This is a genomic window from Serratia sp. BNK-10 (assembly GCF_047456065.1).
In the GTDB taxonomy this organism is placed as follows: domain Bacteria; phylum Pseudomonadota; class Gammaproteobacteria; order Enterobacterales; family Enterobacteriaceae; genus Serratia; species Serratia ureilytica.
The window spans coordinates 730708-749930 of record NZ_CP179894.1; the positions used below are offsets into that span (position 1 = coordinate 730708).

The 19223-nt window shown below is 61.2% G+C and carries 21 protein-coding genes; 13 read left to right on the forward strand and 8 right to left on the reverse strand.

The features are described 5' to 3' along the window. The first annotated feature begins 10 nt into the window (after window positions 1-10). On the forward strand, window positions 11-529 hold the full coding sequence (locus ACMGG9_RS03530) for a GNAT family N-acetyltransferase (protein ID WP_213587513.1): 519 nt from the start codon (window positions 11-13) through the stop codon (window positions 527-529). A gap of 109 nt (window positions 530-638) precedes the next feature. Then, window positions 639-1163 carry a shikimate kinase AroL gene (gene aroL, locus ACMGG9_RS03535; protein WP_033642032.1) on the forward strand — a complete coding sequence of 175 codons (525 nt, stop codon included), beginning with the start codon at window positions 639-641 and terminating at the stop codon, window positions 1161-1163. Window positions 1164-1199: 36 nt separating this feature from the next. Here aroL and ACMGG9_RS03540 read toward each other — a convergent pair whose 3' ends face one another. Beyond that, complete coding sequence (locus ACMGG9_RS03540; RefSeq protein ID WP_033651062.1) at window positions 1200-1943, reverse strand: helix-turn-helix domain-containing protein; 744 nt, start codon at window positions 1941-1943, stop codon at window positions 1200-1202. Window positions 1944-2039: 96 nt separating this feature from the next. Between ACMGG9_RS03540 and ACMGG9_RS03545 the strand changes: the two genes are divergently transcribed. From ACMGG9_RS03545 to ppnP, 3 genes are all read left to right on the forward strand, one after another. Then, entirely contained in the window at window positions 2040-2444 is a 405-nt protein-coding gene (locus ACMGG9_RS03545; protein ID WP_033651063.1) for a nuclear transport factor 2 family protein, read from the forward strand. A gap of 47 nt (window positions 2445-2491) precedes the next feature. Further along, window positions 2492-2692 (forward strand): YaiA family protein, encoded by a 201-nt coding sequence (locus ACMGG9_RS03550; protein ID WP_015376810.1) that lies wholly within the window; start codon window positions 2492-2494, stop codon window positions 2690-2692. A 273-nt stretch (window positions 2693-2965) separates the two neighbouring features. Further along, window positions 2966-3256, forward strand: coding sequence for a pyrimidine/purine nucleoside phosphorylase (ppnP, locus tag ACMGG9_RS03555; RefSeq protein WP_004940463.1), 291 nt, complete (start codon window positions 2966-2968; stop codon window positions 3254-3256). Window positions 3257-3320: 64 nt separating this feature from the next. On the opposite strand, the gene rdgC is transcribed toward ppnP, so the two are convergent. Then, a complete protein-coding gene (gene rdgC / locus ACMGG9_RS03560; protein WP_004940461.1) occupies window positions 3321-4232 on the reverse strand; it encodes a recombination-associated protein RdgC in 912 nt (303 codons plus the stop codon). A gap of 216 nt (window positions 4233-4448) precedes the next feature. Between rdgC and mak the strand changes: the two genes are divergently transcribed. The 3 genes from mak to ACMGG9_RS03575 all read left to right on the forward strand — a co-directional run bounded on the left by mak (window position 4449) and on the right by ACMGG9_RS03575 (window position 6082). Further along, window positions 4449-5363, forward strand: coding sequence for a fructokinase (gene mak, locus ACMGG9_RS03565; protein WP_213587509.1), 915 nt, complete (start codon window positions 4449-4451; stop codon window positions 5361-5363). A 102-nt stretch (window positions 5364-5465) separates the two neighbouring features. Continuing rightward, a complete protein-coding gene (locus ACMGG9_RS03570) occupies window positions 5466-5699 on the forward strand; it encodes a type II toxin-antitoxin system Phd/YefM family antitoxin (RefSeq protein ID WP_004940455.1) in 234 nt (77 codons plus the stop codon). Then, a complete protein-coding gene (locus ACMGG9_RS03575) occupies window positions 5696-6082 on the forward strand; it encodes a type II toxin-antitoxin system VapC family toxin (protein WP_414161919.1) in 387 nt (128 codons plus the stop codon). Before ACMGG9_RS03570 ends, ACMGG9_RS03575 begins: the two co-directional genes overlap by 4 nt. Here the strand turns inward: ACMGG9_RS03575 and licT are convergent. The 3 genes from licT to sbcD form a co-directional block, all read right to left on the reverse strand. Next, window positions 6079-6927 (reverse strand): BglG family transcription antiterminator LicT, encoded by an 849-nt coding sequence (gene licT / locus ACMGG9_RS03580; RefSeq protein WP_414161920.1) that lies wholly within the window; start codon window positions 6925-6927, stop codon window positions 6079-6081. The two genes, ACMGG9_RS03575 and licT, sit on opposite strands and share 4 nt — an antisense overlap. Window positions 6928-7158: 231 nt before the next feature. After that, window positions 7159-10410, reverse strand: coding sequence for an exonuclease subunit SbcC (gene sbcC, locus ACMGG9_RS03585; protein WP_414161921.1), 3252 nt, complete (start codon window positions 10408-10410; stop codon window positions 7159-7161). Further along, window positions 10407-11639 (reverse strand): exonuclease subunit SbcD, encoded by a 1233-nt coding sequence (gene sbcD, locus ACMGG9_RS03590; protein WP_149542563.1) that lies wholly within the window; start codon window positions 11637-11639, stop codon window positions 10407-10409. Before sbcD ends, sbcC begins: the two co-directional genes overlap by 4 nt. 215 nt (window positions 11640-11854) lie before the next feature. Here sbcD and phoB point away from each other — a divergent pair, with 215 nt between their 5' ends. The 5 genes from phoB (at window position 11855) to proY (ending at window position 18143) form a co-directional block, all read left to right on the forward strand. Then, window positions 11855-12544, forward strand: a complete 690-nt coding sequence (phoB, locus tag ACMGG9_RS03595; protein WP_004940438.1) for a phosphate response regulator transcription factor PhoB — start codon at window positions 11855-11857, stop codon at window positions 12542-12544. A 24-nt stretch (window positions 12545-12568) separates the two neighbouring features. Beyond that, window positions 12569-13885, forward strand: a complete 1317-nt coding sequence (gene phoR / locus ACMGG9_RS03600; RefSeq protein WP_033642047.1) for a phosphate regulon sensor histidine kinase PhoR — start codon at window positions 12569-12571, stop codon at window positions 13883-13885. A 14-nt stretch (window positions 13886-13899) separates the two neighbouring features. Further along, a complete protein-coding gene (locus ACMGG9_RS03605) occupies window positions 13900-14862 on the forward strand; it encodes a PstS family phosphate ABC transporter substrate-binding protein (protein ID WP_042783778.1) in 963 nt (320 codons plus the stop codon). Between the two features lie 484 nt (window positions 14863-15346). Continuing rightward, window positions 15347-16663: a branched-chain amino acid transport system II carrier protein gene (brnQ, locus tag ACMGG9_RS03610; RefSeq protein ID WP_122016467.1), complete on the forward strand. Its 1317-nt coding sequence runs from the start codon at window positions 15347-15349 to the stop codon at window positions 16661-16663. 73 nt (window positions 16664-16736) lie between these two features. Next, the gene (proY, locus tag ACMGG9_RS03615; protein WP_033651183.1) at window positions 16737-18143 is read left to right on the forward strand and encodes a proline-specific permease ProY; all 1407 of its coding nucleotides are present in this window, start codon (window positions 16737-16739) and stop codon (window positions 18141-18143) included. 45 nt (window positions 18144-18188) lie between these two features. Here proY and ACMGG9_RS03620 read toward each other — a convergent pair whose 3' ends face one another. The 3 genes from ACMGG9_RS03620 to ACMGG9_RS03630 form a co-directional block, all read right to left on the reverse strand. After that, on the reverse strand, window positions 18189-18476 hold the full coding sequence (locus ACMGG9_RS03620; RefSeq protein ID WP_025160069.1) for a HigA family addiction module antitoxin: 288 nt from the start codon (window positions 18474-18476) through the stop codon (window positions 18189-18191). Beyond that, window positions 18476-18754, reverse strand: coding sequence for a type II toxin-antitoxin system RelE/ParE family toxin (locus ACMGG9_RS03625; protein ID WP_033651073.1), 279 nt, complete (start codon window positions 18752-18754; stop codon window positions 18476-18478). Before ACMGG9_RS03625 ends, ACMGG9_RS03620 begins: the two co-directional genes overlap by 1 nt. 85 nt (window positions 18755-18839) lie before the next feature. Next, window positions 18840-19109 carry a hypothetical protein gene (locus ACMGG9_RS03630; RefSeq protein ID WP_414161922.1) on the reverse strand — a complete coding sequence of 90 codons (270 nt, stop codon included), beginning with the start codon at window positions 19107-19109 and terminating at the stop codon, window positions 18840-18842. Between the last annotated feature and the right edge of the window lie 114 nt (window positions 19110-19223).

Genomic DNA, 19223 nt, shown 5'->3' on the forward strand with positions numbered 1-19223 from the left:
AGGAGAACCCATGAGCCTGCAAATTCGTTTGGCGCAGCAGCGGGATATCGCGCATCTGATGGCGGTTGAACGCTCGGCGGCGCAGCTGTTTCGCCAGCAGCCGGCGTGGCGCTTTATCGCCGAAGGCGAGGTGATGAGCCTGCAACAGCACGCCGCGTTTATCGCCGAACGCCGTGAATGGCTGGCCGAAAGCGACAACGGCGAGTGCGCCGGTTTTATCGCCGTGCAGGCTCAGGGGAAAGACTGGCATATCGCCGAATTGTCGGTCGCCGGCGCCTGGCAACGGCAGGGCGTCGGCCGCCGCCTGATAGGGGCAGTGGCGGAAGAAGCCAAACGCCAGGGCGCCGCTCGCCTGACGCTCACCACCTTCATTGACGTGCCGTGGAATGCGCCTTATTACCGGCGGCTGGGGTTCCGGCCGCTCGACGACGCGCGGCTCACGGCCGCCTTGCGGCAGCATCTGGATGAGGATCTGGCGCACGGCTTTGCCGCTGGCAGTCGCTGTGCCATGGAATTTACACTATCGTAAATATTGAAATACAGAGCGGGCGGGGTATGATGCTGCCACCACGCCATCGCACCCGCTCGGTATTTTGGTATGCAATGCACTCAAGTCACCGCATAAGGGACAACCCGTAATGACACAAACCCTGTTCATGATAGGCGCTCGCGGAGCCGGCAAGACCACGGTAGGCAGCGCATTGGCGCTGGCGTTGGGCTATCAGTTCGTCGATACCGATCTGTTTATGCAGCAGGCGGCGCAGATGAGCGTGGCGGAAATGGTCGAGCGCGAGGGCTGGCTGGGGTTTCGTCGCCGCGAGACCATCGCGTTGCAAACCGTGACCAAACCGTCAACTATAGTTGCCACCGGCGGCGGGGCGATCCTGGCGGAGGAAAACCGTCAGTTTATGCGCCAGCATGGCACCGTTATCTACCTGCGCGCGCCGGCCAGCGTGTTGGCGCAGCGGTTGGAAGAGTACCCGGAAGATGCGCAGCGCCCGACGCTCACCGGCAGGCCGATCGCCGAAGAGATGCTCGAGGTGCTGGCCGCGCGTGAAGCGCTGTATCAGGATGCCGCGCATTACGTGATGGACGGCGCCGCCGATCCTCAGCGGGTGGTGGAACAAATCCTCGCGGTGCTGCCGCGCGAGACGGTGAAATAACCTTTTCTTCTCTTCGGGCGCTGTGCGCCCGTTTTCCTATTCCCTTTGCCGAGCGGCTGCAAAGTACGCGCCGGGCGTGACGCCGAAGCGGCGGCGAAAGGCGGCGATGTAGGCGCTGACGTTGTCGTAGCCGCAGGCGTCGGCCACCTCGCTGACCGCTTCGCCGCGTGATAATCCCTCCAGTGAACGCAATACCCGCGCCTGTTGGCGCCACAGCGCGAAGCTGATGCCGGTTTCCTGCAGAAAGCGGCGGCTCAGGGTGCGCGGGCTGAGCCCGGCCCAGGCGGCCCAGTCGCGCTGGCTGTGCTGGCTGGCGGGATCGTTCAGCAGCGCCCGGGCGATGTTCAGCAACCGGGCGTCCTGCGGCAGCGGCAATTGCAACGGCGCGCGGCTTGCCGTGTGCATTTCATCCAGCAGCACCTGCAGCAGCCGCCGTTGCGGCGCGCTCATCGGGCCGGCGGAGAACTGCGCGATGCGTTCCACCAGAGCCTGCAACAGCGCTGAGGCGGTGAACAGCTGCGGCTGCGGCGGCATCTCCGGCGCGCTTTCCACCGGCAGATACAGACTCCAGCCCGCCACATCGCCACAGGCCAGCGCCTGATGGGGGCACCCCGGCGGCAGCCAGCCCAGCGCACCGCCGGTGATCGCCCATTGCCGGCCAGGCAGTTCCAGCGCCAGCATGCCGCGCGTCAAGAGATAGATCTGGCCGCCGTCGTGCCGGTGCCAGGGCGTCAGGTGCTTTCTTTCATGCTGAAGGCGTTGGCTGCGGATCTGCGTCATATTGGCCGTTTAACGTTATTTAAAGTCTTGATGCGGTTATTATGCCATCGCCTGGCCGGGATAGGATCGCCATTCCCCCCATTTCGGAGAAACGTGATGACTCAACTTACCCCGCTGAACCTGGTGCTCGATACGCTGCAGCAGGTGGTCGCCAGCCCGGAGCATCGGCCGACGCAGCTCGCCGCCCGTTTCAGCGCAGGCTACCGCCAGCAGGTGGATGGCAAGGTGCTGAACTTCGAGCAGTTTGAGCAACATATGGCGCTGCTGAAACGGCAAACCCGCCGCATGACGCTGAAGGTGCTCGCGGCGGCGGCGCAGGATGAGTCGGTGCTGACCCACCATCTGGTCGAGGTAGAAAAGCGTGACGGCACCTGCAGCCGCGTGCGGGTGCTGGCGCACTTCACCGTGCGTGAAGGCCGCATTTGCGCCTGCGACGAACTGACCGAGCTGTTGACGGGCGCCCCCGGCGATCGCGATCTCGGCTCGCGCGTGCCGGAATGAGGGCGGCTGCTATACTTGCTACTGTGTGAAACACACGGGAGAACGGCATGCGCGAAAATGATCAACCTGCTTATCCACGGAGCGCCCGCGTCGTAGAGGTGTTTCGAGGCGACCCGAACCTGCATCTGCGCCGTTTTGAGGTGCGCACCGACGACATTGAGCCGAATACGTTGCTCAGTGAACATGAAACCGAGCAGGAAGCGCTCGACGCCAAGCACCGCTATGAGGACGAGGCGTTAGAGCATTGACCTGCAGCCCAGCGGAAACCGGCGTCAGGCCGGTTTCCTGTTTATGGTTTGGAAATCGACGCCCTTGCTCTCTTTCCCGCGCGGATCGCACCGCTTGTCCCGCCAGACGCTGCGCACCGACTCTATTATGCTGTCCGCCCATTTGCCGGTAAGCGTCCCGGCAGCAGTTTGCTCTGCGCCGCGATCGCATTTCGCGTGAAAAACCAGTGACAGATCAACCGCAATCCCCCAATATGGATTTTCCATACAAGATGATGACGCGGGTGCCAGTCTATGCTGAAAGTGAATGAGTATTTTGCCGGAAAAGTGAAGTCTATCGGTTTTGACAGTAGCAGCATCGGTCTTACCAGCGTGGGTGTGATGGAAGAGGGCGAATACACCTTCTCCACCGCGCAGCCGGAAGAAATGACGGTGATCACCGGGGCGCTGAAAGTGCTGCTGCCGGGCGCGCCGGACTGGCAGGTGTTTACGCCGGGCGAGAAATTCTTCGTGCCGGGGCACAGCGAGTTCAACCTGCAGGTGGCCGACGCGACCGCCTATCTGTGCCGCTACCTGAGCAAATAAGGTTGCTCGTTAGGGGAATGCAGGGCTCAGCGAACGCTGGGCCCTGGTCGTTTCTGAGGCGGGATTAACGCTGGGCTTCGCCGCCGAGCGCTTCGATGGTGTTTTTGATCAACGCCGCCAGCTCGCTGGTCATCAGGATAAAGTCGGCGTCAAAGCGCTGGGCGAAGTCGTCGCGATCGATGTCGTCGTTCTGCTCGCGCAGCGTGTCGGCAAACTTCAGACGTTTTAATGAACCGTCGTCCGACAGCATCAGCTGAATGCGCTCCTGCCAATCCACCGCCAGCTTGGTCACCAGTTTGCCGGCTTCGATGTGCACCGCGATTTCGTCGCTGATCAGATTCTGTTTTTTGCAGCGGATCACGCCGCCTTCTTCCAGAATCGCTTTCAATTCCGCTTCATCCTGAATGGCGAAGCCGGCCGGCATCTCGCCGGAACGCACCCATTCGGTCAGCGTCAGTTCGATCGGGCTTTCCATCGTCAGCGGCACCACCGGCAGCGAACCGAGGCTTTTGCGCAGCAGCGCCAGCGTATCTTCGGCGCGTTTGGCGCTGGCGGCATCGACCATGATCAGATCGTTGACGGTGTCGATCCACATGAAAGTCTGGTTGAAGCGGCTGAATGCGCGCGGCAGCAGGCTGTGCAGCACTTCATCCTTCAGCGCGTCCTTCTCGGTTTTCTTCAGTTTGCGGTGTTGTTCCGCCTCCAGGCGCTCAATCTTGGCCTGCAGCTCTTGCTTGATGACCGGCGACGGCAGGATTTTCTCTTCCTTGCGCGCGCAGATGACGATTTGGCCGTTGACCGCGTGCGTCAATGCATCGCTGTGCGAACCCATCGGGGAGACCCAGCCGGTCTTCGCCATGTCCTGGCTGCCGCACGGCGTGAAGGCGAACGCGCTGAGTTGTTTTTCCATTTCATCCGCGTTTAGCGCCACTTCGCGGCTCAAACGGTAAACCATCAAATTCTTAAACCACAGCATAATGTTATCCCAGGCTGGGCGTGCGTTCGGCACGCTGATTCGTCAAAAGCAGGGCGGCATGATAACGAATTGACGCTGAAAAATCGCCCCATTCTCTCTGAATTGCGTCGCTTTACGCAGCGAGAAAGGACGGGACGGAGGGTGGGAAACAGGTGATTCATTCGCGCGCTTACATTAGGCTGTGGCAACGCTGCGCGGCATCGAGGAGAAAAATACGTGCGCATTGGCATCGATTTGGGTGGAACGAAAATTGAAGTGATTGCGTTGGCGGACGACGGGCGGGAGCTGTTTCGCCATCGTATCGCCACGCCGCGCCATGACTACCTGCAAACTCTGGCGGCGATCGCCGGGCTGGTGAAACTGGCCGAGGATCATACCGGCGAACGGGGATCGGTCGGGATCGGCATTCCTGGCACGCTGTCGCCGTTTACCGGGCGGGTGAAAAACGCCAACTCGGTGTGGCTCAACGGCCAACCGCTGGACGAAGATCTTTCTGCGCTGCTGACGCGAGAGGTGCGCATCGCCAACGACGCCAACTGTCTGGCGGTGTCGGAAGCCACCGATGGCGCCGGCGCCGGCGCGAAAACCGTGTTTGCGGTCATCATCGGCACCGGCTGCGGCGCCGGCGTGGCGCTGAACGGCCAGGCGCATGCCGGCGGCAACGGCATCGCCGGTGAATGGGGGCACAATCCGCTGCCGTGGCAGGATGACGATGAGCTGCGTTACGCCCGCGAAGTGCCGTGTTACTGCGGCAAGCCGGGTTGCATCGAAACCTTTGTTTCCGGCACCGGTTTTGCCACCGACTATGCGCGCCTGAGCGGTAATGCGCTGCAAGGGCATGAGATCATGGCGCTGAGCGAGCGGGGCGATGCGTTGGCGGAGCAGGCGATTGGCCGCTACGAAATGCGGCTGGCGAAATCGCTGGCGCACGTGATCAACATGCTGGATCCGGATGTGGTGGTGCTCGGCGGCGGTATGAGCAACGTGGATCGTCTGTATCGCACGGTGCCGCAACTGGTGAAAGGCTGGGTGTTCGGCGGCGAGTGTGAAACGCCGATCCGCAAGGCCGTTCACGGCGATTCCAGCGGCGTGCGCGGTGCGGCCTGGCTGTGGCCGCAACAGCAGCGCTAAGCGTTGCAACAAAGCGCGAGGCTGCTCGCGCTTTAAACCCTTCACTGTACAAAAACTGGACGGCGCTTTATGCTTTAGCTAACTTAGCTAAGGAGGACGCGTATGCCGATTCAGGCCAATATGCACGAAGCCAAATCCAATCTGAGCCAGTTGGCGGACAGAGCCGCGGAGGGAGAAACCGTGATTATTGCAAAAGCAGGGAAGCCGTACGTACAGCTGGTCGCCATCAAGGGGGAAGCGCGCCGCCCTGGCGCCGCCAAGGGCAGGTTCACCGTGCCGGCGGATTTCAACGCCGGGGATGCGGCCATTGCGGCGTTGTTTGAGGGCGATGAATGAAGCGCCTGTTGCTGGATACCCACGCGCTGCTGTGGTGGCTGATCGACGACGCCTGCCTGGGCGTGAACGCCAAAAGGCAGATCGCCGATCCGGGCAATGCGGTGTACGTCAGCGCGGCCAGCATTTGGGAGATCTCGCTCAAGCAGGCGCTGGGCAAACTGGCGCTGCCGGAAGACATCTTTGCGATCATCGAGGCCGAGGATTTTCTGTCGTTGCCGATGGACGCCTTTCACTGCCAACAGGCCGGGCAGCTGCCGCCCCATCATCAAGATCCTTTCGATCGCATGCTGATCGCACAGGCGCAGGCCGAGGGGCTGACGCTGATCTCCGCCGACGCGGTGTTTCCGCAGTACGGCGTGCGGGTGGCGGACGCCCGCCGTTAAGCCGGCTTTTCCTCGCTTTCGCTGCGCACCCGTTCGATATGAATGGTCAGAAACATCATCTCTTCCGTGGTGAGCTGATGCTGATAGTGCTTTTCGATGTGGCGGTTGATCTTACCGGCGCAGGCGAATGACTCGCGGTACTTCTCTTTCACCACCTGATACAGCGAATCGTCGTCGCTGTCGACGTAGTTTTTCCCCAGCAGCCGTTGGGCGAAGAACTTCAAATGGGTGACGAACCGGTGGTAGCTCAGGGATTCCTCGTTGTAATCAAAGCGGAAATGGTACTTGACCAGGTTGAGGATCTCTTGCATCACGCGGGTAATGTGCAGCGTGTTGTGCATCTCGTCGTTAAGCTGGGCGTTGACCAGGTGCAGGGCGATAAATCCGGCTTCGTCCTCCGGCAACGCGATATCCAGCCGCTGTGCGATCAGGGCCAGCGCCTCCAGCCCGACGGCGAATTCGGCCGGATAGAGTTTTTTAATCTCCCACAGCAGCGCATTTTTGATATCCAGCCCTTGCGCATGGCGCTGCAGGGCGAAGTGGATGTGATCGGTCAGCGTGATGTAGACGATGTTATGCAGCTTGCCCGGCAGGCGTTCGCGGGCGAGGGTGATGATTCTGTCGGCGGTGGTGACGCAGGCCAATGGGATCTCGGCGAGCAGCTCTTTATAGCGCTCGGCGATTTCTCCGCCGTTATGGGTGAAGACCTTTTCGATCAGGCTTTCGTCCAGCGTATCGCCGGGTTTCTTTTTAAAGCCGATTCCTTTTCCCATCACCACCGTCTCTGCCTGACGGTCGTCCAGCGTAATCACCACGTTATTATTGAGTATTTTAGCGATTTTCATGGTTTTTCCCGGTGTTTCAGTATCCTGAAAACGAAAAAACCTGACGCCCGGAAGCGATCCCGGGCGTCAGGTTTTGCCTGTATTTTATCTTTCTGCCCTGCGGCCTGAGCGGCGGAGGGGATACAGTAACAATCCTGTTATGCTGGCATAATAACCCGTGCCCGCCGCGGCTCAACGCTTTTCACCGCGGAGTGCCGCCGCGGTCACACTTCTGCGCCGCGAGCCGCGGGATCATTCCAGCCTGAAGTGCGCCTCCAGCCGGCTGACGCCGAGCCCGTTGACCTTTTTCACCTTGATCTGCACCGGAATGCGCTCTTTCATCGCCTCGACGTGGCTGATCACGCCGATGGTTTTGCCGGAGGCGTTCAGGCTGTCCAGCGCATCCAGCGCGGTGTCGAGAGTTTCGGCGTCCAGCGTGCCGAAGCCTTCGTCGAGGAACAGCGAGTCGATGCTGGTTTTATGGCTGACCAGATCGGACAACGCCAGCGCCAACGCCAGGCTGACCAGGAAGCTCTCGCCGCCGGACAGGGTGCGGGTATCGCGCAGCGCGTCCGCCTGCCAGGTGTCCACCACCTGCAGCTCCAGCGCATCGCTGGTCTTGCGCTGCAGCAGGTAGCGCCCGTGCAGCCGGCCGAGCTGCCGGTTGGCCAGATAGACCAGATGATCGAGCGTCAGCCCTTGGGCGAAACGGCGGAACTTGTCGCCTTCTTTCGAGCCGATCAGCTGGTTGAGGTAGCTCCAGTCGTCGTAGTCTTGCTGGCTGCGGGCGATTTGCTCGAACAGCGCCTGCTGATTGAGGCGACGAGCGGCATCGCTTTCCAGCTGATTGCGCAGTTCGCCCTGACGCAGCTGCAACGTTTTCAACTGCTGTGCCAGCTCGGCCAGCGATTGGGTGAGCGCATCGATATCCGCATTGGCCTCATCCAGCCCTTCAGGGCGGCACTGCCGATGCTGCTCCAGCGTTTGCGTCGCCTGTGTCAGCAGGGCGGCGGCCTCCACCTGTCGCTGTTGCAGCCGCTCTTTGCGCTGCTGCAATTCGCGACGCAGGGCGTCGTCCAGCAGCGCGGCGGCGAAGGCGGTTTCATCGGCGAACTCGCTGTCGGCCAGCGCCTGCTGCCACTGCTGCTGCGCCTGCTGCAGCCGCTCCTGCATCTGGGTGAGCTGTTGTTGCAGCCCGGCCTGCTGGCCGGCCAGGCGTTCGCGCAGTTCCTGCGCCTTTTGCCACTGCTCGGCGGCCTGAACGCTGGCCTGTTCGCAGGCGATTTGTTTGGCGCGCAGCTGTTCGCGCACCAGGGCCACCTGCTGTTCGCCGAACAGCGCCAGCCGCTGCGCACGTCGTTCAGCGAGGGTTTTCTCGCCTTCTTGCCAGCGTTGTTGCAGCTCTTGCTGCTGTTGCAGGCTGTCGGCGTGGGCTTTCTGCAGCAGCGTAAAGCGTTCTTCGAGCAACGCCAGCTGTTGCTGCGTCTGCTGCTGCTGCGTTTGCAGAGCGATGAGCGCGTCTTTCGCCTGCTGTACCGCCTGCGCCGCCTGTTCATGCTGCTGCAGCGCCTGTTGCCCGCGCCGTTCTTCGTCGTCGCAGCCGTTCAGCCAGGCGCTGAGTTGCTCGCCATCCGCCAGCGTAAAGTCGAACGCCAGCGGTGCGCTGAGCTGCCGCCACTGCTGCTGTTGGGCAGCCAGCTGCTGTTCATCCTGCGCGATGGTTTGCTGTTGGCGCTGTTGTTGTTCCTGCAGGCCTTCGCAGCGTGTACGCAGCTCGGTGCCCTGGGTTTGCAGTTTCTCGGCGAGGGTGCGCATCTCGACCAAACGCTGTTCCGTGGCCGAAGGCTGCACCGCCTGATACTGCTCTACCGCCGGATGGCTGATGGAACCGCACAGCGGGCAGGGGGCACCGTTCTGCAGCAGGGCGCGCTCCGCTTCCAGACTGACGATGCGTTTCTCCAGTTCGTGGATCCGCTCCACTTCCTGCAGCTGCGCCTTGTGCTGTTTGAATTGCTGACGTGCGCTCTCCAGCTGTTGTTGCAACCCGGCGAGCTGCGTTTGCCGCTCGGCATGCTCCGCCTGTTGCCGGGCCAGACGCTCGCGAGTCTGACGGTGAAGGGACGTCAGAGTAAACAGCTGCTGGCGCGTTGGGCGCAGATCCGCCAGGGCGCTCAGGCGCTGGCGCAGCGGGGCCAGCGGCGTTTTCGCCTCCAGTGCCTGCTGCTGTTGCTGTTGAGCGGCCAGCGCTTCACTCAGCGCATTCAACTGCTGCTGAAACTGTGCGGCCTGCGTCGTCAGCTGGCTGCGCTGAGCGGTGAGCTGCTCCAGCGTAGTTTGCTGCTGGGCGCACTGCTGCGCGGCGGCATCGCCGGCCTGTCGCCGCTCGACCTGGGTCGATAGCAGTTGGGCTATCTGGTGATCGAGCGGGGCGACCTGCTCGTCGATCAGCTGTTGCTGTTGCCGCATATGCTCGGCATGGGTTTGCTGCGCCTGGCGGGTTTTCTCCACCGCCTGCTGCAGCGGGGTCAACTGCGCTGACTGCTGTTCCTGCTGTTGCGCCAACAGAGTCGCTTGCTGCTGTATCGTCTGCAGCTCGGCGCGGCAGCGATCGCGTTCACCGCGCAGCGGCCGCAATTTCTCGGCCGGCTCGCTGAGCGTCAGCCGCTGCAGCTGTGGGGCGGCCTCTGTCTGCTCGCGCTGGGCGGTGTCCAGCCGCAATTGCCCCTCGTTTTGCTGTTGCCGGAGGCGTTGCCATTGTTGCAGCCAGCTCAGCGCCTGTTGCTGCCGCTGGGTTTGCTCGCCGAGGGTGCTTTCCTGCGTGCTCAGCGCCGCCAGCTGTTCGGTCAGAGACTGGCGCTGCTCGTCGTTCAGCAGTTCGATGCCGCTGGCGCGTTGGTGCAACGCATCCAGGTCAGTTTTGGCCTGCTTGTGCGACTCGAACACCTGCTCGGACAGCCGCCCATAGATTTCGGTGCCGGTCAGCTCTTCCAACAGCTCGGCGCGATCGTTGGCGTCGGCGTTGAGGAAGGCGGCGAACTGCCCCTGAGACAGCATCATCGATTTGGTGAAGCGGCCGAAGTCCAGTCCGGTGATGGCGGCGGTGAGCTCCAGCTTGTCGCGCACTTTGTCCGCCAGGATCTTGCCGTCCTCGCGGCGCGCCAGTTCGACCTTCGGCGCCTGCAGGTTGCCGTCCGGCGCATTTTTGGCGCGGCGCTGGCTCCAGAAGGCGCGATAGCCGACGCCCTTGACCTCGAACTCGACCTCCGCCAGCGACTCGGCGGTGTGGCGGGTCATCAGCTCATTCTGGCTCGGCGTGACGTTGAGGCGCGGCGTTTGGTGATACAGCGCCAGGCAAATGGCGTCCAGCAGGGTGGTTTTGCCCGCGCCGGTCGGGCCGGTAATGGCGAACAGGCCGTTGCTGGCGAAAGGCTCGGCGGTGAAGTCAATTTTCCATTCGCCCTGCAGCGAGTTGAGGTTTTTTAACCGCAGGCTGAGGATCTTCATGAATTCGTCTCCTCGGCGTTGTGCTGCACCGCCTCGACCACCTGGCGGAACATCTGGCGCATCCGCTGTTGACGCGTTTCGGGCATCTCAGCCTCCTGCGCCAACCTGCGCTCGAAAACCTCGTTGACGCTCAGCTCGTTCAGCGTTTCCTTATCCTGCTGCGCAATCGCCTGGCGGCGCTGCTCTTTGCTGCGCCGCAGCAGCACCACTTCCACCGGCAGCTCATCTGCCAGCAGCTGGATGCGGCGCTGGATGTCGCTGAGGTAGTCCTGCGTCGCCACTTCGATATCCAGCCACACCGGCCGCTCGCCGGCATAGTCGGCAAATTGCCGCAGCTGCCGTTCGATCTCGGCCAGATCGCCTTTGATCAGCTGCATGGGCTGGAACTGCGGGATCGTTAACGCGTCAACCCGCTGCAGGGCGCCGTCGGCGAAATCCACCAGGAAGACGCTTTTGGCTTTGCCCAGCTCATCGAAGCTGAGCGGGATCGGCGAACCGCTATAGCGAATATGCTCCGATTTGGCGACGTTCTGCGCGCGGTGAATGTGGCCCAGCGCGATATAGTCGGCGGGCGGGAAGGCCTGCGCCGGGAAGGCGTCGAGGGTGCCGATATAGATGTCGCGCACCGAGTCGGAGGTGGTGACGCCGACGGTGGTCAGGTGGCCGGTGGCGACGATCGGCAGCGGCAAGCCCAGCTGGTCGCGGCGCTCGCAGGCCGCCTGATACAGCGTCTGATAATGTTCGGCGATGGCTTCCTGCAGCGCCTGCTGTTTCTGTGCGCCGGATTCGCCGGCGCGGCTGGTGAGCAGATCGCGCGGCCGCAGGAACGGAATGGCGCACAGCACCGCGCCCGGCTGGCCGTCGCGCCGGTTCAGCACCACGATTTGCTGTTCCGGGGCGCCTTGCGCGCTGGCGATCACCGTGGTGTTCAGGCAGGAGAGCAGCTCCCGCGATTCGTTCAGCGTCGCCACCGAGTCGTGGTTGCCGCCCAGCACCACCAACTGGCAGCCGGTGCGCTGCAGTTCCACCACGAAGCGGTTGTACAGCTCGCGGGCATAGCTGGGCGGTGAGCCGGTATCGAACAGATCCCCGGCGACGATCAGCGCATCCACCTGTTGCTGTTCGATCTCTTCGATCAGCCAGTTCAGAAAAGCCTGGTGCTCGGCGGCGCGGCTTTTGGTGAAAAAGTACTGGCCAAGGTGCCAGTCAGAGGTGTGGATCAGGCGCATGACACTCCCGGATGCAAAGATAATGGCGATGATTATAAAGGCCGCGGCGGCGGCTGTCCCGGCGCAATGATGATGACAACCGGATGATTTTTCTTTACCGCAGGAAATAATCGCTATGCTTACTGCCTATAACAGCCGGTTTTTTTCATAAAAGTGTCACAAAACTGACGCATAATGGCGCCCGAAAAGTCGCTAACACATTGGCAGGATTGACGATGGCAAGACGCATACTGGTGGTGGAAGACGAAGCGCCGATCCGTGAGATGGTGTGCTTTGTGTTGGAACAAAATGGTTACCAACCGTTGGAAGCCGAGGATTATGACAGCGCCGTGACGCGTCTGTCTGAGCCGTTCCCTGATTTGGTGTTGCTTGACTGGATGTTGCCCGGCGGTTCCGGCATTCAGTTTATCAAACATATGAAGCGCGAAGCGCTGACCCGCGATATCCCGGTGATGATGTTGACCGCGCGCGGCGAAGAAGAAGACCGGGTGCGCGGCCTGGAAGTGGGGGCGGATGATTACATCACCAAGCCGTTCTCGCCCAAGGAGCTGGTGGCGCGCATCAAGGCGGTCATGCGCCGCATTTCACCGATGGCGGTGGAAGAGGTGATTGAAATGCAAGGGCTGAGCCTGGACCCGTCCTCCCACCGCGTGATGGCGAACGATCAGGCGCTGGACATGGGGCCGACCGAGTTCAAGCTGCTGCACTTCTTTATGACCCACCCGGAGCGGGTTTATAGCCGTGAGCAGTTGCTTAATCACGTCTGGGGCACTAACGTTTATGTGGAAGACCGTACCGTTGACGTGCATATCCGTCGGCTCCGCAAGGCGTTAGAAACCAGTGGGCATGATAAAATGGTTCAAACCGTTCGGGGCACCGGCTACCGGTTCTCAACGCGCTACTGATCGCGCCGCGCTGGAGAATATGCCGTGTTAGAACGTCTGTCGTGGAAGAGGCTGGCTCTGGAGCTGGCTCTTTTTTGTTTGCCCGCCTTACTGCTGGGGCTGATTTTCGGTTATCTGCCCTGGTTCCTGCTGGCCTCCGCGCTGGCTGCGCTGGTGTGGAATTTCTACAACCAGCTCAAACTCTCCCATTGGCTGTGGATCGACCGCAGCATGACGCCGCCGCCCGGCCGCTGGAGCTGGGAGCCGCTGTTTTATGGCCTGTATCAGATGCAGCAGCGCAACCGCCGCCGCCGGCGCGAGCTGGCGCTGCTTATCAAGCGCTTTCGCAGCGGAGCCGAATCGCTGCCTGACGCGGTGGTGATGACCACCGTCGAGGGCAACATCTTCTGGTGCAACGGGCTGGCGCAGCATCTGCTCGGCTTCCGCTGGCCGGAAGACAACGGCCAGCACATCCTTAACCTGCTGCGTTATCCGGAATTCAGCCACTATCTGCAACAGCAGGAGTTTTCGCGTCCGCTGACGCTGCAGTTGAACAACGAACACTACGTCGAATTCCGCGTGATGCCGTATTCCGAAGGGCAGTTGCTGATGGTGGCGCGCGACGTCACCCAGATGCGCCAGCTGGAGGGCGCGCGGCGCAACTTCTTCGCCAACGTCAGCCATGAGCTGCGCACGCCGCTGACGGTGCTGCAGGGCTACCTGGAGATGATGGGCGACGAAGAGCAGGACGGTTCGCTGCGCAGCAAGGCGCTCAGCACCATGCAAGAGCAGACCCGCCGGATGGACGGGCTGGTCAAGCAACTGCTGACGCTGTCGCGCATCGAGGCGGCGCCCAATGTCGACATGAACGAGCGGGTGGATATCCCGCTGATGCTGCGGGTGTTGCAGCGCGAGGCGCAATCGCTGAGCGGCGGCAATCATGAGATCACCTTCCGGGTGAACGAACAGCTCAACGTGTTCGGCAATGAAGACCAGTTGCGCAGCGCGGTGTCTAACCTGGTGTACAACGCGGTCAACCACACGCCGAAGGGCACCCATATCGAAGTGAGCTGGCAACAGACGGCGCAGGGCGCGCAGTTCCAGGTCAGCGACAACGGGCCGGGCATCGCCGCCGAACACCTTCCGCGCCTGACCGAGCGTTTTTACCGCGTCGACAAGGCCCGCTCGCGCCAGACCGGCGGCAGCGGGCTGGGGCTGGCGATCGTCAAGCACGCGCTCAGCCATCACGACGCGCGGCTGGAGATCCTCAGCGAACCGGGGATCGGCACCCGCTTTATCTTTACCTTGCCCAATCGGTTGATTGTTCCCGCCGCTTTATCAGAGAATGCGGTGAAAAATTAACGCGAGACACCGGTATGACCCGAATAACCCGAGGGCTGTTGCTTTGCCTGGCGCTGCTGGCCGGACGCGGCGCGCTGGCGCAGCCTGACGGCATGTTGGCGGGCAACCTGTCCAGCGTCGGTTCCGACACGCTGGCGAATCTGATGGCGCTGTGGGCGCAGGATTTCAGCCAGCATTATCCCAACGTCAACCTGCAGATCCAGGCCGCCGGCTCCTCGACCGCGCCGACCGCGTTGGCCGCGGGCGCCGCGCAGCTCGGCCCGATGAGCCGGCCGATGAAGGCGGCCGAGATCTCGGCATTCGAACACCGTTACGGCTATGCGCCGCTGGCGGTGCCGGTAGCGGTGGATGCGCTGGTGGTATTGGTGCATCAGGATAATCCGCTGCGCGGCCTCAACCTGCAGCAGCTCGATCGCATTTTCTCCGCCACCCGGCGCTGCGGCGAAAGCCAGCCGCTGACGCGTTGGGGCGAGCTGGGTCTGCGCGGCGACTGGGCGTCGCGTTCGCTGCAGCGCTTTGGCCGCAACTCGGCGTCCGGCACCTATGGCTACTTCAAACTGCGCGCGCTGTGCGGCGGCGATTTTATGCCGCGCGTCAATGAGCTGCCCGGCTCGGCCTCGGTGGTGCAGGCGGTGGCCGGTTCGCTCAACGGCATCGGCTACGCCAGCATTGGCTTTCGCGCCAGCGGCGTGCGGCTGCTGCCATTGGCGGAGTCGGGAGAGGACTATGTCGCGCCTACCGCCGCCAACGTGCGCAACGATCGCTACCCGCTGTCGCGCTATCTGTATATCTACATCAACAAAGCCCCCCATCAACCGCTGGAGCCGCTGACCGCCGCGTTCCTCGATCGCGTGCTGTCGACACCAGGCCAAAGCCTGGTCAACCACGACGGCTATCTGCCGCTGCCGCCGGCCACCCTGCAGAAGACCCGTCAGGCGCTGGGGCTGCCACCGCTCGCGCCGGCCATGGCGCAATAAGCGACAAAAAACGGCGTAATTTTCACCTTTTTTTATGGCGAAACGAAGCTCATACCACGCGAAAATCGGCTTTTTATTGGCGATTTCGAGCGGTAAAGCGATATATGCTTCACGTTTTGTGAATTCATTGTTCAAAAATGATACAAATCATGTAGTGTATATTTATTGATAACCAATATGATCGACTGGTGGCTAAAGTTTATATGGTCGATAGCTCTGCTTTTCGCCGTGCGTCTTGCCTTGAAGCGCTATAAACGTTTACCTTAGCCTTCGTTGTCGGATTAAACCTCCATTTTTATAACTCCTAAAATTTTGCCCATCTTTATGAGCGGCCACTTTCGAATAGGGACATAAACGCCGGATCGACTGCGTTTAGGGTGCTTATTTGGCGCGGCGACGATCGGGCATGCCGGCAACCGGGTGGGGCGTCACGCCACCACGCTATCGGACCCTTTTTTTATTTGAACAGGCAACACGACATCGTATGAGTCATCGTTTAACGTCAAAAGATATCCTGGCACTGGGCTTTATGACCTTTGCCTTATTCGTCGGGGCCGGGAACATCATCTTCCCGCCGATGGTCGGTTTGCAGTCCGGTGAACACGTCTGGACTGCGGCGCTGGGCTTCCTGATCACCGCCGTGGGCCTGCCGGTCATCACCGTTATCGCGCTGGCGCGCGTCGGCGGCGGCATCGACGCCCTCAGTTCGCCAATCGGCCGCGGCGCCGGCTTGCTGCTGGCGACCGTCTGCTACCTGGCCGTCGGCCCGTTGTTCGCGACGCCGCGTACCGCCACCGTGTCCTTCGAAGTGGGCATCGCCCCGCTGACCGGCGACGGCGCCATGCCGCTGTTCATCTACAGCCTGGTGTACTTCGCGCTGGTGATCGGCATCTCTCTGTATCCGGGCCGCCTGCTCGATACCGTCGGCCATGTGCTGGCGCCGCTGAAGATCGTCGCGCTGGCCGTACTGGGCATCGCCGCGCTGCTGTGGCCTGCCGGTGCGCCGATTCCGGCGACGACGGCTTATCAGAGCGTGCCTTTCTCCTCCGGCTTCGTTAACGGCTATCTGACCATGGATACGCTGGGCGCGCTGGTGTTCGGCATCGTTATCGTCAACGCGGCGCGTTCGCGCGGCGTGAAAGACGCCGGTTTGTTGACCCGCTACACCATTCTGGCCGGTTTGATCGCCGGCGTGGGCCTGACGCTGGTGTACCTGAGCCTGTTCAAACTGGGTTCCGGCAGCGGCGCGCTGGTGCCGGACGCCACCAACGGCGCGGTGATCCTGCACGCTTACGTTCAGAACACCTTTGGCGGCCTCGGCAGCTTCTTCCTGGCGGCGCTGATCTTCATCGCCTGCATGGTGACCGCGGTGGGCCTGACCTGTGCCTGCGCCGAGTTCTTCGCGCAATATCTGCCGTTCTCTTACAAGACGCTGGTGTTTATTCTGGGCCTGTTCTCGATGGTGGTGTCCAACCTCGGCCTGAGCCACCTGATCCAGATCTCCATTCCGGTGCTGACCGCGATTTACCCGCCGTGCATCGTGCTGGTGGTGCTGAGCTTCACCCTGCGTTGGTGGCACAGCGCGCCGCGCATCATCGCGCCGGTGATGCTTGTCAGCCTGTTGTTTGGTATCCTTGACGCGGTGAAAGCGTCCAGCTTCCAGCAGCTGCTGCCGACCTGGACCACTCACCTGCCGCTGGCGGAGCAGGGGTTGGCATGGTTGCCGCCTTCGCTGCTGATGCTGGCGCTGGTCGCGATTTATGATCGGGTGTGCACGCGTTCCCAAGTGACCGCGCACTGATAATCCCCCGGCTTAATCTAGGGCCACGGACATGTCCGTGGCTTTTTTACGTTTAAAACTATGGGTCATTTTCATGCAACAACAGTCACCCACCACTGTCCCCGACAATAAGCTGAAACGCGGCCTCAGCACGCGTCATATCCGCTTTATGGCGTTGGGGTCGGCCATCGGCACCGGCTTGTTCTACGGCTCGGCGGACGCCATCAAAATGGCCGGCCCGAGCGTGCTGCTGGCTTACCTGATCGGCGGCATCGTGGCCTTCATCATCATGCGCGCACTGGGGGAGATGTCGGTCAACAACCCACAGGCCAGCTCGTTTTCCCGCTACGCGCAGGACTACCTCGGCCCGATGGCGGGTTACATCACCGGCTGGACCTACTGCTTTGAGATCCTGATCGTCGCCATCGCCGACGTGACCGCCTTCGGCATTTATATGGGGGTCTGGTTCCCGGAAGTGCCGCATTGGATCTGGGTGCTGAGCGTGGTGCTGATCATCGGCGCCATCAACCTGATGAGCGTCAAGGTGTTCGGCGAGCTCGAGTTCTGGTTCTCGTTCTTCAAGGTCGCCACCATCATCATCATGATCGCGGCCGGCATCGGCATCATCATCTGGGGCATCGGCAACGGCGGGCAACCGACCGGCATTCATAACCTGTGGTCGAACGGCGGCTTCTTCAGCAACGGCTTTATCGGCATGATCCTGTCGCTGCAGCTGGTGATGTTCGCTTACGGCGGCATTGAAATCATCGGCATCACCGCCGGCGAAGCCAAGGATCCGAAAAAATCGATTCCGAAAGCCATCAACTCGGTGCCGTGGCGCATTCTGGTGTTCTACGTCGGCACGCTATTCGTCATCATGTCTATCTACCCGTGGAACCAGGTGGGCACCAACGGCAGCCCGTTCGTGCTGACTTTCCAGCATATGGGCATCACCGTGGCGGCGGGCATCCTCAACTTCGTGGTGATTACCGCTTCGCTGTCGGCGATCAACAGCGACGTGTTCGGCGTCGGCCGCATGCTGCACGGCATGGCCGAGCAGGGCCATGCGCCGAAGATGTTCAGCAAGGTGTCGAAACGCGGCATTCCCTGGGTGACGGTGGTGGTGATGATGCTGGCGCTGCTGCTGGCGGTATACCTCAACTACATCATGCCGGAGAGCGTGTTCCTGGTGATCGCCTCCCTGGCGACCTTCGCCACTGTGTGGGTGTGGATCATGATCCTGTTCTCGCAAATCGCCTTCCGCCGCAGCCTGAGCAAAGAGCAGGTGAAGCAGCTGGCGTTCCCGCTGCGCGGCGGGGTGTTCACCTCGGTGGTGGCGATCGTGTTCCTGGTGTTCATCATCGGCCTGATCGGCTACTTCCCGACGACGCGCGTCTCGCTGTACGCCGGCCTGGTCTGGGTGGTGTTGCTGCTGGCGGGTTACTGGTTCAAGGTCAACCGCCAGAAAAAACGCGCGCTGCTGGCGACGCAGCAAGACTAAATGGAAAAACACCGGCTGAGGCCGGTGTTTTTTTAGGGGCAGGCGTCAAGCAAAGTCCAGCTTGCGCAGTTTGGAAACGTCGATGGACTGCCTGGCCTGCCACAGATCGTAAGCATCTTGCATTCCCATCCAGACCTGTTCGGAACTGCCTATTACGATGGACAGGCGGATGGCCATTTCCGGCGAGATATCGGATTTACCGCTGATCAGGCGTTGAACCGTAGACGGCGCGACGTCCAATGCTTTGGCCAGCGCGCGCGCGCTGAGATTCAGCGTTTCCATGGTTTCTTTGATCAACTCGCCAGGATGAGGAGGATTATGCATGCGGTTCATTAGTGATAGTCCTCATAATTCACGATATAAACATCACCCTCGACCAGTTCAAACGTGATGCGCCAGTTACCGGTCACGGTGACGGACCATTGCCCATTGCGAGCGCCCGTTAGCGGATGCAAGAAGAAGCCGGGTAAATCCACGTCATCAATCACTTTCGCTAAATCCAGCACGCTCAGCCGCAGCGCGATTTTTTTCGCCTGTTTGGCGTCGATACCTGCTGTTGAACCGGTTTCGAAAAACTTTTTGAGTCCCTTATGCTTGAAGCTTCTTATCATCCTGATGGCTCCATGAGTGTTGCGCTATACGCATCATAGTAGGGCGTTGCGTATCACGCAACAAATTGGGGCGTTTTTTAATCCACTATGTCTGGCGTTTGTCTTCCGATTCATCATCCCCGGCGGCGTGGGCTTCGATGCGTATGCCGCCGTCGTTCAGGCGTTCCTCCTCTTCCTCGCCGGCGCAGCGCGCCAGCACTTCGCGAATGTCTTGCAGGTTGCTGCTGAGGGCGCTCAGCGAAGGTTGCAGATTGCGGGGCATTCGGCTTTCATCCAGCAAAGCGTTATGCAGGCAGCCGATAAACAGCAGGGTGGCCATCAGGGTAAACAGCCGATGACGTATCCGTTTCAGCAAGGGCTTTCCCTCTCGGTGGTGAAGGTGAGGGCGCATTAACGCCGTTTTCGCCGGGGAAAAGAAGGGGATGGAGATATCTGCTGGCAATTGAAAGCGAATAATTACCAGCAGACA

What these genes read in the sequence shown, in the direction of transcription:
- ACMGG9_RS03550 (WP_015376810.1), top strand. Translation starts at nt 2,492, where the DNA reads ATGCGCGAAAATGATCAACCTGCTTATCCACGGAGCGCCCGCGTCGTA.
- sbcC (WP_414161921.1), bottom strand. Translation starts at nt 10,410, where the DNA reads ATGAAGATCCTCAGCCTGCGGTTAAAAAACCTCAACTCGCTGCAGGGC.
- ACMGG9_RS03545 (WP_033651063.1), top strand. Translation starts at nt 2,040, where the DNA reads ATGACTCAACTTACCCCGCTGAACCTGGTGCTCGATACGCTGCAGCAG.
- ACMGG9_RS03570 (WP_004940455.1), top strand. Translation starts at nt 5,466, where the DNA reads ATGCCGATTCAGGCCAATATGCACGAAGCCAAATCCAATCTGAGCCAG.
- sbcD (WP_149542563.1), bottom strand. Translation starts at nt 11,639, where the DNA reads ATGCGCCTGATCCACACCTCTGACTGGCACCTTGGCCAGTACTTTTTC.
- ACMGG9_RS03540 (WP_033651062.1), bottom strand. Translation starts at nt 1,943, where the DNA reads ATGACGCAGATCCGCAGCCAACGCCTTCAGCATGAAAGAAAGCACCTG.
- ACMGG9_RS03530 (WP_213587513.1), top strand. Translation starts at nt 11, where the DNA reads ATGAGCCTGCAAATTCGTTTGGCGCAGCAGCGGGATATCGCGCATCTG.
- phoB (WP_004940438.1), top strand. Translation starts at nt 11,855, where the DNA reads ATGGCAAGACGCATACTGGTGGTGGAAGACGAAGCGCCGATCCGTGAG.
- rdgC (WP_004940461.1), bottom strand. Translation starts at nt 4,232, where the DNA reads ATGCTGTGGTTTAAGAATTTGATGGTTTACCGTTTGAGCCGCGAAGTG.
- ppnP (WP_004940463.1), top strand. Translation starts at nt 2,966, where the DNA reads ATGCTGAAAGTGAATGAGTATTTTGCCGGAAAAGTGAAGTCTATCGGT.
- brnQ (WP_122016467.1), top strand. Translation starts at nt 15,347, where the DNA reads ATGAGTCATCGTTTAACGTCAAAAGATATCCTGGCACTGGGCTTTATG.
- ACMGG9_RS03575 (WP_414161919.1), top strand. Translation starts at nt 5,696, where the DNA reads ATGAAGCGCCTGTTGCTGGATACCCACGCGCTGCTGTGGTGGCTGATC.
- ACMGG9_RS03620 (WP_025160069.1), bottom strand. Translation starts at nt 18,476, where the DNA reads ATGAACCGCATGCATAATCCTCCTCATCCTGGCGAGTTGATCAAAGAA.
- licT (WP_414161920.1), bottom strand. Translation starts at nt 6,927, where the DNA reads ATGAAAATCGCTAAAATACTCAATAATAACGTGGTGATTACGCTGGAC.
- ACMGG9_RS03605 (WP_042783778.1), top strand. Translation starts at nt 13,900, where the DNA reads ATGACCCGAATAACCCGAGGGCTGTTGCTTTGCCTGGCGCTGCTGGCC.
- aroL (WP_033642032.1), top strand. Translation starts at nt 639, where the DNA reads ATGACACAAACCCTGTTCATGATAGGCGCTCGCGGAGCCGGCAAGACC.
- proY (WP_033651183.1), top strand. Translation starts at nt 16,737, where the DNA reads ATGCAACAACAGTCACCCACCACTGTCCCCGACAATAAGCTGAAACGC.
- ACMGG9_RS03625 (WP_033651073.1), bottom strand. Translation starts at nt 18,754, where the DNA reads ATGATAAGAAGCTTCAAGCATAAGGGACTCAAAAAGTTTTTCGAAACC.